Below are 14,877 nucleotides of genomic sequence, written 5' to 3'. Positions count from 1 at the left end.
GAAAGCGCGTAATACTGCCCCAGGTTCGTGGTCTCCTCCTATGAGGAGAGGAGGATCACTGTGCGTACCGTCCTCGTTTGCGTCCGGACGCCGCTGGCGGCTCAAGCCGTAGCGACCACGGCGGCCCGGCTGGGAGTGGCCGGCGCCGTCCGAACTGCGGTGACCGAGCCGGAGGCGATGCTGCGGCTGGCCGAGAGGCCGGCCGACGTGGTCCTGGCCGACACCGCGGTCACCCGGCCCGACAGCGTCGGATTTACACGGAGAGTATTGGCCAGATCCCCGGGGGCGGTGATCGTGCTCTTCGGCGCCGAAGACCCCCGGGCGGCGGCGGCCACGGTCGCCGCCGGGGCCCGGGGCGTCATCCGCGGTGCCGAGCAGGACATGGTCAGCGTGGTGGCCAAGGCGGTGCTCCTGCTCTGCCTGCCATCCCGCCCGCCGGCCGGTGCCCGTCCGGCCGGTGCCGGCCCGGCGCAGGCCGCCGTCGCCGGCCCGGTGCGCGCCACCGCCGGCGCGGTCGCCGAGCAGGGCGCCGCGTCCGCGCTCGGCATGATGCCGGGGCGGGTGCCGACCCAGGTCGTGCCCGCGCAGCGTGGTGACTTCGGCGATCCCGGCGACGGGCTGGGAGATCTCGGCCGGGGCGGCTGGCCCGCCGTCCGCCCGGGCGAGGCCGAGCTGGGCCGCGAGCCGGAGCCGGCCGCGCGCCGGATCGCGCTCACGGAACGGGAGTTGCAGGTGTTGCGCGGCATGTCGGACGGGAAGAGCAACGCGGAGATCGGGCGTGAGCTGTTCGTCTCGGAGGACACCGTGAAGACCCACGCGCGGCGACTGTTCCGGAAGCTGGGCGCGCGCGACCGGGCCCACGCGGTGGCGGCCGGGTTCCGCGCGGGCCTGGTGGACTGACGGAGCTGGACGAAGGTGAGGGCCGGGCGTGCGACGACGCCCGGCCCTCACTCGTTCTCGTCGGTTCCTTCGGTGAGGGTGTCGTGGACCCCGTCGGCGTAACCCCGCGCGTACTCCCACGTGACGTAGTGGTCCGGATCGGGGTCGTACGCCGGCTCGTGCACCCGCGGGCGCCCCGAGCTGAGCAGGTGACGCAGGTTGCCGCGCAGCAGGTCCCAGTCGAAATAGTGCGGCTCGTGACAGTCCTCGCACTCGATGACGAGGCCCCGCACCCCGATCGGGCCCAGAAGCGCCTGGTAGATCTCGAGATCGGCCAGATCTTCCAGCACGTCCTGGCGCTCAGCCTCGGTCAGCGGATCCAGGTTGTCCCCATCGGTGAGGTCGTCCAGGCCCGCAGACGGGTCGACAGGGTCGCCGTTGAAGGGGTCGATCGGCTCGTCGTGCACGCCTCCACCGTAGCGGCAGACCCGCCCTCTTCGTCGGCCCGCCGCCCCCAGAAGGTGATCCGGTCGCCATCGATGGGGCTCAGGTGGGTGACCTGCGTCGTTCTCGGCGGCGACCGCCGGGCCGCGATCAGGCCTCTGGGTACGATGAACTATCGCGCCGCCGTCCAAGCTCAGGGGATTTCAATCGTGGACTTTTCGTCGTCCGTAGAGCAGACCGTGCCGTTGGGGCTCACCTTCGACGACGTGCTCTTGCAGCCGGGTGAGTCGGATCTGCTGCCGAGCCAGCTGCGCACCGTCACGCAGCTCACCAGGAACGTGACGCTCACCATCCCGCTGGTCTCCAGCGCGATGGACACCGTCACCGAGGCGCGGATGGCGATCGCCATGGCCCGCCAGGGCGGCATCGGCGTGCTGCACCGCAACCTCTCCGCGGAGGAGCAGGCCAGCCAGGTCGACCTGGTCAAGCGCTCCGAGGCCGGCATGGTCACCAACCCGGTCACCTGCGGCCCGGACGACACGCTGGCAGACGTGGACCGGCTCTGCGGCCGGTTCCGGATCTCCGGCGTCCCGGTCGCGGACGCGAGCGGCCGGCTCGTCGGCATCGTCACCAACCGCGACATGCGCTTCGTCTCCGACCCGGCCACGCCGGTCAAGCGGATGATGACGCCGCTGCCGCTGGTCACCGCGCCGGTCGGGGTGACCAAGGAGCAGGCGCTGGAGCTGCTCAGCAAGCACAAGGTCGAGAAGCTGCCGATCGTCGACGACGCGGGCATGCTGCGCGGCCTGATCACGGTCAAGGACTTCACCAAGTCCGAGCAGTTCCCGCACGCCACCAAGGACGAGGCCGGCAGGCTGCGCGTCGCCGCCGCGGTCGGGGTCGGCGAGGAGGCGTACAAGCGGGCTCGCGGCCTGGTCGACGCCGGTGTGGACGTGCTGATGGTGGACACCGCGCACGGGCACAACCGCGCGGTCGCGGACATGGTGCGCCAGCTGAAGCGGGACACCACGGTCGACGTGGTGGGCGGCAACATCGCGACCTACGAGGGCGCGAAGGCGCTGGTCGAGGCCGGGGCGGACGCGGTGAAGGTGGGCGTCGGGCCGGGCGCCATCTGCACCACCCGGATCGTGGCGGGCGTCGGCGTCCCGCAGATCACCGCGATCATGGAGGCCGCCCGCGCCTGCCGCCCGGCCGGCGTGCCGGTGATCGGCGACGGCGGCATCCAGTACTCCGGCGACATCGCCAAGGCGCTGGTGGCCGGCGCGGACACGGTGATGCTCGGCAGCCTGCTGGCCGGCTGCGAGGAGAGCCCGGGCGACCTGATCTTCATGAACGGCAAGCAGTACAAGACGTACCGGGGTATGGGATCGCTCGGCGCCATGAAGGGCCGCGGTCCGGAGGCCAAGTCATACTCCAAGGACCGCTACTTCCAGGCCGACGTGACCAGCGACGACAAGCTGATCCCGGAGGGCGTCGAGGGCCAGGTCCCCTACCGGGGCACGCTGGCACAGGTGTCGCACCAACTGGTGGGCGGTCTCCGGCAGGCGATGTTCTACGTCGGCGCCGAGACCGTGGCCGAGCTGCACCGGCGTGGCCGGCTCGTCCGGATCACCGCGGCGGGGCTCAAGGAGAGCCACCCGCACGACATCCAGATGACCGTCGAGGCCCCGAACTACCACAGTCGCTGATCACCAAGGCTGGAGCTGACCCGTGCGTGACGTCGTCGAGATCGGGCTGGGCAAGACCGCGCAGCGCGGTTATCACCTGTCCGACATAGCGATCGTGCCGAGCCGCCGCACCCGGGACGTCGACGACGTCTCGACCGTGTGGCAGCTCGACGCGTACCCCTTCAAGATCCCCTGCGTGGCGCACCCCTCGGACGCCACCATGAGCCCGGACACCGCGATCGCGCTGGGCCGCCTCGGCGGCCTCGGCGTGCTCAACGTGGAGGGCCTCTGGACGCGGTACGAGGACCCGGCCAAGGTGCTGGCCGAGCTGGCCGCGCTGGACGAGGACGAGTCGGCCACTCCGCGCCTGCAGGAGATCTACTCCGAGCCGATCAAGCCGGAGCTGATCGCCGAGCGGGTCTGGCAGATCCGCGAGGGCGGCGTGACCGTCGCGGTCCGGGTGTCGCCGCAGCACACGCTGGCGCTCGCCCCGGTGATCCTGGACGCGGGCGTGGACCTGCTCGTCATCCAGGGCACGCTGGTCTCCGCGGAGCACGTGTCCACCACGGACGAGCCGCTGAACCTCAAGGAGTTCATCGCCGACCTGGACCTGCCGGTCATCGTGGGCGGCTGCACGGACTACAAGACCGCGCTGCACCTGATGCGCACCGGCGCGGCCGGCGTGATCGTGGGCATCGGCGCGGACGAGTGGGCCACCACGGACACCGTGCTCGGCATCCGGGTGCCGATGGCGACCGCGATCGCGGACGCCGCCGCGGCCCGCCGGGACTACCTGGACGAGACCGGTGGCCGGTACGTGCACCTGATCGCGGACGGCGGCATCTCCACCTCCGGCGACATCGCCAAGGCGCTGGGCTGCGGCGCGGACGCGGTGATGCTGGGCGAGCCGCTGTCGCTGGCCGAGGGCGCGCCGGCCGAGGGCGCCTGGTGGCACTCCGCCGCCAGCCACCCGAACCTGCCGCGTGGCTCGTTCGGGCCGGCCAACGAGCCGCTCGGCACGCTGGAGACGCTGCTGTACGGCCCGGCCTCCGACCCGAGCGGCCAGCTGAACCTGTTCGGCGGACTGCGCCGGGCGATGGCGAAGTGCGGCTACCGGGACCTCAAGGAGTTCCAGAAGGTCTCGCTGGTCCTGGACTGAGACGCCCGGACGGGTCGCGCTCCCGGCCGGAGCGCGACCCGGTCGGATACCGTTTCGGCCGTGGGTGTGCGGAAGAGCGTGACAGCGGCGGTGGTCGTCGGTCTCCTGGCGACGGCGTGCACGTCGGGGCCGGAGTCGCCGTCGGTGACCGCCTCGGGCGGCGGCGGTGCCGGGATCGGCGCGGACGGCATCGGCGATCCGTATTTCCCCAGGTACGGCAATGGCGGCTACGACGTCTCCCACTACGGCATCCAGGTCCGGTACGACCCGAAGAGCGACCAGCTGACCGGGCGGGTGGCGATCACCGCGGCCGCGACCATGCCGCTCCGGCGGTTCAACCTGGACTTCACCGGCCTGCCGATCAGCCGCGCCGTGGTCGACGGGCAGCCCGCCACCGCGCGGCAGCAGGAGGCCGAGCTGGAGATCACGCCGGCGGCCGAGATCACCGGCGAGTTCACCGTGGAGATCGACTACGCCGGGGTGCCGCAGCCGATCAAGGCGATACTCGGCGAGGGCGGGTTCCTGCACACGGACGACGGCGCGATCGCGCTCGGCCAGCCGGAGTCGGCCAGTTCCTGGTTCCCGGTCAACGACCACCCGCTGGACAAGGCCACGTTCGACCTGGCGGCCACCGTCCCGGACGGGCTGGCCGCGCTCAGCAACGGCACGCCCGAGGGCGCGGAGACGGCGGACGGCTGGACCACCTGGCGGTGGGCGGAGCGCGCGCCGATGGCGCCGTACCTCGCCACGCTGGTGATCGGTGACTACCGGATCACGTCGAGCAGTCACAAGAACCGGCCGATCCTCACCGCGGTCCCGAAGTCCGTGCCGGCGGGCGGCCCCGCGGAGACGGCGATGGCCCGCACCACGGACGTCGCGGACTTCCTGGAGACACAGTTCGGGCCGTACCCGTTCGAGTCCTACGGCGGCGTGGTGGTCTCGGATCCGCGGATCAGCTACGCGCTGGAGACGCAGTCGCGGCCGGTCTACGGGCCGTCGTTCTTCCGCGCGGGCGGGGACGGCACCTGGGTGGTCGCCCACGAACTGGCCCACCAGTGGTTCGGCGACAGCGTCTCGATCGGCGGCTGGCAGCACATCTGGCTGAACGAGGGCTTCGCCACCTACGCCGAGTGGCTCTGGGCCGAGCACGACCGCAAGATCAGCGTCCAGTCCCAGTTCGACCAGGTCTACGGCGTGATGGACTGGTCCGTCCCGACCGGCGACCCCGGCCCGGCCAACATCTTCAGCGGCGCGGTCTACCGCCGGGGCGCGCTGGCCGTGCACGCGTTGCGGCTGACCGTCGGCGACGAGGCGTTCTTCGACATCCTGAAGACCTGGACCACGGAGCGCCGCAACGGCAACGCGGTCACCGCGGACTTCATCTCGCTGGCCGAGCGCGTCTCGGGCGAGTCGCTGCGCCCGCTCTTCGACGCCTGGCTGTTCGGCACGACGAAGCCGCCGCTGCCGAAACCCTGAGCCTGCAACCTCTCCGGCCGGCCGGGTGTCTCTAGTGTGGGCGCTCGGCGCGTCCCCCGGCGGGCCACGCCGGGCCACCAGGACGGAGGCCGGGTTGCGACGCTCTCTGCTGGGATCGCTCTCCCGCCGGGCCGGCGTGCGGTGGATCGCGGCCACGCTGGTCGCCACCAGCACGCTGGCGGCCTGCGGGTCGCTGCCGGACGACGTGCTCGGCATCGGTGGCGGCGGTGGTGTCGGTGCCGGCGCCGACGGCCTCGGTGATCCCTACTTCCCGCGCTACGGCAACGGCGGTTACGACGTCGGCCACTACGACATCAGGGTCCGCTACGACCCGGACAGCGACCGGCTGAGCGGGAACGTGGCGATCAGCGCCACCGCGGTCATGCCGCTGCGGCGGTTCAACCTCGACTTCGAGGGCCTGCCGGTCAGCCGCGCCGTGGTCGCCGGCCGGCCCGCCACCACCCGCCAGCGCGGTTCCGAGCTGCAGGTCACGCCGGAGTCCGAGCTCACCGGGGCGTTCACCGTGGAGCTGGAGTACGCGGGCGTACCCACGATGATCCCCGAAGCGGCGCTCGGCCGGGGCGGGTTCCGGCACACCGACGACGGCGCGGTCGTGATCGGCCAGCCGGAGTCCGCGAGTTCCTGGTTCCCGGTCAACGACCACCCGCTGGACAAGGCCACCTACCGCGTGGAGATCACCGTGCCGGAGGGGCGGACCGCGCTCAGCAACGGCGTGCCGGACGGCTCGACCACCGCGGACGGCTGGACCACCTGGCGCTGGGCCGAGCGCGTGCCGATGGCCAGTTACCTCGCCACCATGGTCGTCGGCGACTTCCGGGTCCAGTCCGGCAGCCACCGGGACCGGCCGATGGTCACGGCCGTGGCCGCGTCCATCCCGGCCGGCGGCGTGGAGGACGCGGCGCTGGCCCGCACCGGCGAGATCGCGGACTTCCTGGAGGAGCGCTTCGGTCCGTACCCGATGGAGGCCTACGGGGGTGTGATCGTCGCCGACGAGACCGTGAAGTTCGCGCTGGAGAACCAGTCGCGGCCGGTCTACGGACCGGACTACTTCCGGCGCGAGGACGACGGGACCTGGCTGGTCGCGCACGAGCTGGCCCACCAGTGGTTCGGCAACAGCGTGTCGATAGCGGGCTGGCAGCACATCTGGCTGAACGAGGGCTTCGCCACCTACGCGCAGTGGCTGTGGGACGAGCACAATCGCGGCGCCGCGGTGCAGACCGTGTTCGAGGCCACCTACGGCGCCACGGACTGGAGCGTGCGCACCGGCGACCCCGGGCGCGCGAACATCTTCAGCAACGGGGTCTACCACCGGGGCGCGCTGACCGTGCACGCGTTGCGGCTCACCGTCGGCGACGAGGCGTTCTTCGACATCCTGAAGACCTGGACCGCGGAGCGCCGCAACGGCAACGTGGTCACCGCGGACTTCGTCGCGCTGGCGGAGCGTGTCTCCGGCGAGTCGCTGCGCCCGCTCTTCGACGCCTGGCTGTTCGGCACGACCCAGCCGCCGGTCCCGGAACGCTGAGTGCGTGCCGTGCCGGATTTCTAGGATGTGCGTCACCCCTGCCGATGATTGGGACGGAAGCTGATTTCCGGCGAAGGGGGCAGACGGTGATGGAGCCGTTCGACCGCGCCTGGCTCTTCCTGTCGGTTCTGCTGGCGCTGGTGGTGCTGGCGACGGTCGACGTGGTGTGGCTGCTGGCGAGCGGGCCGGTCCGGGCGCCGGAGGTGCTCTTCACGGCGATCGTGGGCGTCGGCGGCACCGTGATCGTGCTGCTGGCCGCGCACCACCTGCGGCAGCGGCGCACCGCATCCGCGTCGGCGCGGCTCGCCGCGATCGTGCAGTGGTGCGACGACGCGGTGATCGGCCTGAGCCTGGACGGCGTGATCGACAGCTGGAACCCGTCCGCCGAGCGCATCTTCGGCTACCGCGCCGAGGAGATCATCGGCAGGCACGGCAGCCTGCTGCTCCCGGAGGACGAGCCGGACCGCGCGATGGGACTGCTGCCGCGCATCGCGGACGGCGAGGTCCTCCTCAACCAGGAGAACTCGTACGTACGCAAGGACGGCCGCCTGATCGAGATCTCCGCCTCGGTGTCGCCGGTCAGGGACCGCACCGGCGCGGTGGTGGGCGTGGCCGTGGTGGGCCGGGACATCACCGCCCAGGCCGCGGAACACCGCATGCTCCTGGAGCAGCGGCAGCGCCTGGCCCGGATCATCGAGACCGCCGGTGACGCGCTGGTCAGCATGGATTCCGACGGCGTGATCACGGAGTGGAACGCGGCGGCGGAGCGTACGTTCGGCTGGCCGGCCGGGCAGGTGATCGGCCGCCCGCTGCGCGACGTGCTGATCCAGCCGCAGGACCGGGCCGCGCACGACGCCGGGTTCGCGCGCCTGCTGCGCACCCGGGTGCCGACGCTGGCCACCGGCGACCCGATCCGGGTGGTGGCCCGGCATCGGGACGGGCGCGACGTACCGGTGGAGATGAAGCTCTGGATCACCGAGCACAACGGCCGGATGGAGGCGAACGCGTTCCTCCGCGACATCACGGCACAGCAGCAGATGGAGGCGGAGCGCAGCCGGTACGAGGCGCGGCTGGCGCACATGGCCACCCACGACACGCTCACCGACCTGCCGAACCGCGCGCTGCTGATGGACCGCCTCACCATGGCGCTGAACCGGACCCGGCGCACCGGCAAGACGATCACGGTGCTCTACCTGGACCTGGACGGGTTCAAGGAGGTCAACGACACGTACGGGCACGCGATGGGCGACGCGCTGCTGACCACGGTGGCGAGCCGGCTGCGGCAGAGCGTGCGCCCCTCGGACACGGTGGCGCGGCTGGGCGGCGACGAGTTCGTGATCCTCTGCGACGACCAGGCGAAGCCGGAGGACGTCACCACCATCGTGTCCCGGCTGACCAGCGCGGTCTGCCGGCCGGTCGCGCTGGCGTCGGCCGTGCTGGTGCCGCGGCTCAGCATCGGGCACGCGAACAGCGGGGACCACCCCACCGCGGACGAGCTGATCCAGGCCGCGGACGCGGCCATGTACGCGGACAAGCGCGGGCGCCGCGACGTCGTACGGGCTGGCGCCGGCCTTAACGATCGGTAAAGATGAATGGGTGCGGTACGACGTCGTCGTGATCGGCTCCGGCTTCGGCGGGAGCGTCGCCGCGCTGCGCCTGGCCGAGAAGGGCTACCGGGTCGCGGTCCTGGAGGCCGGCCGCCGGTTCGCCGACCACGAGTTCCCCGAGACGTCGTGGCGGCTGCGCCGATTCCTCTGGGCGCCCGCGCTCGGCTGCTTCGGACTCCAGCGGATCACGCTGCTGCGCGGTGAGCGCGGCACCGGGGCCGGCGTGCTGGTGGTCTCCGGCGCCGGCGTCGGCGGCGGCAGCCTGGTCTACGCGAACACGCTCTACGAGCCGCTGCCCGCGTTCTACCACGACCCGGCCTGGCGCGACATCACGGACTGGCGCGCGGAACTGGCCCCGCACTACGCGCGCGCCAAGAGCATGCTGGGCGTCTCCGTCTACCCGCGGGTGACGGCCGCGGACCGGGCCATGCGCGCGGTCGCGGCCCGGATGGGCGTCGCCGACACGGTGCACGCCACGCCGGTCGGCGTCTTCCTCGGCGAGCCGGGCCGGACCGTGCCCGATCCGTACTTCGGCGGCGCCGGCCCCGCGCGCACCGGCTGCACGCACTGCGGCAGCTGCATGACCGGCTGCCGGGTGGGCGCGAAGAACACGCTGGTCAAGAACTATCTGTTCTTCGCGGAGCGGGCCGGCGCGCAGGTCCTGCCGATGACCACGGTCACCGCGGTGCGTGCGCACCAGGACCGATACCTGATCGACACGGTACGGACCGGAGCGCACCGGCGCCGCCACCGCCGCACGATCGAGGCGGACCAGGTGGTCCTCGCGGCCGGCGCGCTCGGCACCCAGCGCCTGCTGCACCGCGCCCGTGCCACCGGCGCGCTGCCGCACCTGTCCGCCCGGGTCGGCGCGCTCACCCGGACCAACTCCGAGTCCATCCTCGGCGCGTCCGTGCTCCGCCCGCCGCCCGGCCTGGACTACACCGACGGCGTGGCGATCACCAGCTCGTTCCACCCGGACGAGCGCACCCACATCGAGGGCGTGCGGTACGGCCGGGGGGCGAACCTGATGGGGCTGCTCCAGTCCGCGCTCACCGACGGCGGCCCACGGCGCCCGCTGCGCTGGCTCGGCACGCTCGCCCGGCACCCACTGACCTACCTGCGCATGCTCTCGGTGCGCCGCTGGTCGGAGCGGACCATCATCACGCTGGTCATGCAGGCGGCGGACAACTCGATCACCACGACGTACCGGCGGCGGCTCGGGCGCTTCCGGATGCGCAGCCGGCCGGGCCACGGCGCGTCCAACCCGACCTGGATCCCGGCGGGGAACGCGGCGGCCCGGGCGCTGGCCGAGGAGATCGGCGGCGTGCCCGGCGGCTCGGTGACCGAGGCGTTCAACATCCCGATGACCGCGCACATCCTGGGCGGCGCCACGATCGGCGCCACCGCGGCGGACGGCGTGATCGACGCGTACCACCGGGTCTTCGGCCACCCGGGGCTGCACGTGATGGACGGCGCCGCGGTCACCGCGAACCTGGGCGTGAACCCGTCGCTGACCATCACCGCGCAGGCGGAGCGCGCGTGCTCGTTCTGGCCGAACGTGGGCGCGGCGGACCCGCGCCCACCGCTCGGCACGCCGTACCGCCGGATCGCCGCGGTTGCAGCCGATCCGCACCCGAACGGCACCCGGTCCTGATCCCGGGCGTTCCTACCGTTCTCGGCGTCGTGTGTCCCCGAGGAACGGTGAAGATTACGTGCGCAAGCTTGCTTCTCAGCGGCGGATGACCGTCGCGCTGGTGATGGCGGTCGCCGCCGGCGTGGGCCTGTCCGCGCCCGCGTCCGCCGATCCCGGCACCCCGGTCGAACTGGTGGTGGGCCTCGCGCCCGGCGCCTCGGCGGACGACGCGCTGGCCGGCGCGGACGGCGTGCGGGTGGTCGACGCGGACGCGGCCGACGAGGCCGGCGCGGTGGTGGTCGGCGTCTCCGCCCGGGACGCGGCCGAGGCCGCCGCGCTGCTGCGCCGCGATCCGGACGTCGCCTTCGTCGACACCAACCACGTCGCCTCGAAGGCGGAGGTGACGCCGAACGACCCGTTCTACTCGGAGCAGTGGGGCCTGCGGAAGGTCAACGTGCCCGGCGCCTGGTCGATGACGACCGGCGCGGCCGTGACCGTCGCGGTGCTGGACACCGGCGTGAACCCGGTCAGCGACCTGGCCGGCCGGGTACTGCCCGGATACGACTTCATCAACGACGACGCGAACGCGGCCGACGACGAGGGTCACGGCACCGCGGTCGCCAGCGTGATCGCCGGCGCCGGCGACGACGGCGACGGCATGGCCGGCGTCTGCTGGACCTGCCGCATCCTGCCGGTCAAGGTGCTCGACGACGAGGGCTCCGGCGACTACGTCTCGATCGCCAAGGGCATCCGGTACGCGGCCGACCAGGGCGCGAAAATCATCAACATGTCGCTGGCCGGCAGCGCATCGTCGCCGCTGCTCAACTCCGCCGTGCAGTACGCCACGGACCGGGGCTCACTGGTCATCGCGGCGGCCGGCAACGAGAACACCGCGGCCCGCCAGTACCCGGCCGCGATCCCGCAGGTGCTCTCCGTCGGCGGCTCGACCTCCGGCGACGCCCGCTACTCGTGGTCCAACTACGGCACCGGCTGGGTGGACATCGCGGCGCCCGGCTGCAACGTGGCGCAGGACTACCTGAGCCGCGGCTACCTCGACTTCTGCGGCACGTCCTCGGCGACGCCGCTGGTGGCGGGCGTGGCCGCGCTGATGCAGAGCCGCGCGCCGTCGGTCAGCGGCCCGTTCATCGGCACGGTGCTGTCGCACAGCGCCTCGCCGCTGGGCTGGGTGCGCTACGGCCGGATCAACGCGGGCCGCGCGGTCTGGGCGGCCGCGGACACCGCCGCGCCGTCCGCCGCGCTCGCCGCGCCCAAGCCCGGCACGCTGGTGCACGGCACCATGACCGTGACCGGGACCGCCACGGACAACACCGGGCTGAACCGGGTCGAGCTGGTCGTGAACAACAAGGTCGTGAGCGTGGACCGCACGGCGCCGTACTCGTTCCGGTGGAACTCCGCCGCGTACCACGGGATCGTGACCGTGGCCGTGCGCGCGGTCGACTGGACCGGGCGCGCCACCACCTCGTCCCGCGCGTTCGAGGCGGACAACCGCGGGCCGGTGCTGACCGTGACCGCGCCGAAGAGCGGCTCGACCGTGAAGAGGACCGTCGCGGTGAGCGTGGCCGCGTCCGACAAGCACGGCGTGAGCAAGGTCGAGCTGCTGGTCAACGGCAAGGTCGCCGGGACCGGAACGTCCTTCAAGATCCAGACCGCGACGTACGGCAGCAGGTTCACGGTACGTATCCGGGCGTACGACCGGCTCGGCAACGTGTCCTACTCGCCGGTCTACACCTACAAGCGGTGACCTACCCGGGGCTCGGGCGCGGAGGCGTCCGGGCCCCTCGGTAGTCTTTGCGGACATGAGCACACCGCGCCCGGTCCTCGTCGTCGACTTCGGGGCCCAGTACGCCCAGCTGATCGCCCGCCGGGTGCGCGAGGCGAACGTCTACTCCGAGATCGTCCCGCACTCCATGCCGGTCGCCGAGATGCTGGCGAAGGACCCGGCCGCGATCATCCTCTCCGGCGGCCCGTCCAGCGTCTACGAGCCCGGTGCCCCGCAGCTCGACGCCGGCGTGCTAGACACGGACGTGCCGGTCTTCGGCATCTGCTACGGCTTCCAGGCGATGGCCCAGACGCTCGGCGGCACGGTGGCGCACACCGGCGCCCGGGAGTACGGCCGCACCTCGCTCACCCCGGCCGCCGACCCGGGCGTGCTGCTCCGCGCGCTCCCCGCGGACCTGCCGGTCTGGATGAGCCACGGCGACTCGGTCGTCGAGGCCCCGGCCGGCTTCTCGGTCACCGCGTCCTCGCCGGGCGCGCCGGTCGCCGCGTTCGAGAACCTGCCGGCCCGCCGCGCCGGCGTGCAGTTCCACCCCGAGGTGCTGCACACCGAGCAGGGCCAGACCATGCTGACCCGCTTCCTGTACGACATCGCCGGCATCGAGCCGACCTGGACCTCGTCGAACATCATCGACGAGCAGGTCGCCGCGATCCGTTCCGTGGTGGGGGACAAGCAGGTCATCTGCGGCCTGTCCGGCGGCGTCGACTCCGCGGTGGCCGCCGCGCTCGTGCACCGGGCCGTCGGCGACCAGCTCACCTGCATCTTCGTCGACCACGGCCTGCTCCGCGCGGGTGAGGCCGAGCAGGTGGAGAAGGACTACGTCGCGGCCACCGGCATCCGGCTCAAGGTGGTGGACGCGTCCGAGCGCTTCCTCGGCGCACTGGACGGCGTCACCGACCCGGAGCGGAAGCGCAAGATCATCGGCCGTGAGTTCATCCGCGTCTTCGAGCAGGCCGCGCGCGAGGTCGACGCGGAGCGCGACGTGGAGTTCCTGGTGCAGGGCACGCTCTACCCGGACGTGGTCGAGTCCGGCGGCGGTACCGGCACGGCCAACATCAAGTCGCACCACAACGTCGGCGGCCTCCCGGACGACCTCCAGTTCTCGCTGATCGAGCCGCTGCGCACGCTGTTCAAGGACGAGGTGCGCGCGCTCGGCACGCAGCTCGGCCTGCCGGACGAGATGGTGCAGCGGCACCCGTTCCCGGGCCCGGGCCTGGCGATCCGGATCATCGGCGCGGTCTCCCGCGAGCGGCTGGACGTGCTGCGCCAGGCGGACCTGATCGCGCGCGAGGAGCTGACCGCGGCCGGTCTGGACCGCGACGTGTGGCAGTTCCCGGTGGTGCTGCTGGCGGACGTGCGCAGCGTGGGCGTGCAGGGTGACGGCCGGACGTACGGGCACCCGGTGGTGCTGCGCCCGGTCTCCAGCGAGGACGCGATGACCGCGGACTGGTCGCGGCTGCCGTTCGACCTGATCGCCAGGATCTCCAACCGGATCACCAACGAGGTCGCCGAGATCAACCGAGTTGTCCTGGACGTGACGAGCAAGCCACCGGGAACCATCGAGTGGGAGTAATTCGTCCGCTGATGTTCGCGGGCAAATCGGGCAATGTCCTTCGTCGGTGTGCTTTTGACCGATTCAACTGTCACCCATCCGACAGAGTTCACGGGTGGGTTACAAACCGCGAGAACAATGTGACGGCGTGACACCCGCGCTCGAGCCGCTTCGCAGAATCGCGGCATATGCACGTTGTACCGATTCCGACGGCCGTGTGCTGCTGGTGCGGGCGAGTTCCCGCTCCGGCACGCCCGGGGTCTGGTCCCTGCCCGGCGGCGCCGTCGACCACGGAGAGAACCCGAACGACACGGTGGTCCGCGAGACCGCCGCCGAGACCGGGCTCTCCGTCGCGGTCTCCGGCCTGCACGACGTGGTGGCCGACATGCGCGCGCTGCCGCACAAGGGCATCACCATCCACACCGACCGGCTCATCTACACCGTCACCATCCGGGGCGGCTCGCTGATCGACCGCGTCGGCCAGCCCACCGACCTGGCCCGCTGGTTCACCCTGGCGGAGGCGGCCGAGCTGCCGCTGCGCCCGTTCGCGGCGACCGCGCTGGGGCTGACGTCCGCGGCGGTGGACCTGCGGCCGGACGAGGCGCCGGACTTCCCGTCGTTCTACGCGTACCCGGGGCCCGACGGCCTGCACCGGGCGCAGCGCTTCGCGGCGTACGCGGTCGCCACCGACCCGGACGACCGCATCCTGCTCACCCGCATCGCGGCCAACTACCCCGGCGGCGGGCGCTGGCACCTGCCCGGCGGCGGCACCGACTACGGCGAGCAGCCCGGCAGCGCGCTGCTCCGCGAGTTGCTGGAGGAGACCGGCCAGCCCGGCCGGATCGTCGAGCTGCTCGGCGTGGCCAGCCACCGCGACCCGGCCTCGCTCGGCCCGGAGGGGTACCCGATCGACTGGCACGGCGTGCGCGCGTTCTACCGCGTGGCCGTGGACGAGCCGTGCCCGCCGACCATCCACGACGTGGGCGGCTCCACGGACGACGTCCGCTGGTTCACGCCGGCCGAGGTGGCCGAGCTGACCGAGGCCGAGCTGACCGAGGTCACCATCGAGGCCATGCGGGCGGCCGGACGCTCCTGAAC

General features: G+C 72.3%; 11 protein-coding genes. 10 read left to right on the top strand and 1 reads right to left on the bottom strand.

The features are described from left to right. The first annotated feature begins 60 nt into the window (after positions 1 to 60). The gene (locus J2S41_RS30730; RefSeq protein ID WP_310372912.1) at positions 61 to 900 is read left to right on the top strand and encodes a helix-turn-helix transcriptional regulator; all 840 of its coding nucleotides are present in this window, start codon (positions 61 to 63) and stop codon (positions 898 to 900) included. Positions 901 to 947: 47 nt separating this feature from the next. On the opposite strand, the gene J2S41_RS30725 is transcribed toward J2S41_RS30730, so the two are convergent. Continuing rightward, positions 948 to 1,346 carry a DUF5319 domain-containing protein gene (locus J2S41_RS30725; RefSeq protein WP_310372910.1) on the bottom strand — a complete coding sequence of 133 codons (399 nt, stop codon included), beginning with the start codon at positions 1,344 to 1,346 and terminating at the stop codon, positions 948 to 950. A 186-nt stretch (positions 1,347 to 1,532) separates the two neighbouring features. On the opposite strand from J2S41_RS30725, the gene guaB reads away from it, so the two are divergent. The 9 genes from guaB (at position 1,533) to J2S41_RS30680 (ending at position 14,875) form a co-directional block, all read left to right on the top strand. Beyond that, positions 1,533 to 3,032, top strand: coding sequence for an IMP dehydrogenase (gene guaB / locus J2S41_RS30720; RefSeq protein ID WP_310372908.1), 1,500 nt, complete (start codon positions 1,533 to 1,535; stop codon positions 3,030 to 3,032). A gap of 22 nt (positions 3,033 to 3,054) precedes the next feature. Beyond that, positions 3,055 to 4,170, top strand: a complete 1,116-nt coding sequence (locus J2S41_RS30715) for a GuaB3 family IMP dehydrogenase-related protein (RefSeq protein ID WP_310372906.1) — start codon at positions 3,055 to 3,057, stop codon at positions 4,168 to 4,170. A 60-nt stretch (positions 4,171 to 4,230) separates the two neighbouring features. Next, positions 4,231 to 5,646 carry a M1 family metallopeptidase gene (locus tag J2S41_RS30710; protein WP_374728180.1) on the top strand — a complete coding sequence of 472 codons (1,416 nt, stop codon included), beginning with the start codon at positions 4,231 to 4,233 and terminating at the stop codon, positions 5,644 to 5,646. Between the two features lie 109 nt (positions 5,647 to 5,755). Next, entirely contained in the window at positions 5,756 to 7,189 is a 1,434-nt protein-coding gene (locus tag J2S41_RS30705; RefSeq protein WP_374728281.1) for a M1 family metallopeptidase, read from the top strand. A gap of 89 nt (positions 7,190 to 7,278) precedes the next feature. Further along, complete coding sequence (locus J2S41_RS30700; RefSeq protein WP_310376610.1) at positions 7,279 to 8,775, top strand: PAS domain S-box protein; 1,497 nt, start codon at positions 7,279 to 7,281, stop codon at positions 8,773 to 8,775. Positions 8,776 to 8,785: 10 nt separating this feature from the next. Then, positions 8,786 to 10,450, top strand: a complete 1,665-nt coding sequence (locus J2S41_RS30695; RefSeq protein ID WP_310372904.1) for an FAD-dependent oxidoreductase — start codon at positions 8,786 to 8,788, stop codon at positions 10,448 to 10,450. Positions 10,451 to 10,508: 58 nt separating this feature from the next. Further along, complete coding sequence (locus J2S41_RS30690; protein WP_310372902.1) at positions 10,509 to 12,191, top strand: S8 family serine peptidase; 1,683 nt, start codon at positions 10,509 to 10,511, stop codon at positions 12,189 to 12,191. Positions 12,192 to 12,246: 55 nt separating this feature from the next. After that, positions 12,247 to 13,800 carry a glutamine-hydrolyzing GMP synthase gene (guaA, locus tag J2S41_RS30685; RefSeq protein WP_310372900.1) on the top strand — a complete coding sequence of 518 codons (1,554 nt, stop codon included), beginning with the start codon at positions 12,247 to 12,249 and terminating at the stop codon, positions 13,798 to 13,800. Between the two features lie 127 nt (positions 13,801 to 13,927). After that, positions 13,928 to 14,875: an NUDIX domain-containing protein gene (locus tag J2S41_RS30680; RefSeq protein WP_310372898.1), complete on the top strand. Its 948-nt coding sequence runs from the start codon at positions 13,928 to 13,930 to the stop codon at positions 14,873 to 14,875. Positions 14,876 to 14,877: the final 2 nt, after the last annotated feature.

Origin of the sequence: Catenuloplanes atrovinosus (assembly GCF_031458235.1) — a bacterium.
Lineage (GTDB): Bacteria > Actinomycetota > Actinomycetes > Mycobacteriales > Micromonosporaceae > Catenuloplanes > Catenuloplanes atrovinosus.
Note: the sequence above shows the minus strand (reverse complement) of the source record. Positions and strands in the feature narration are given on the sequence as shown.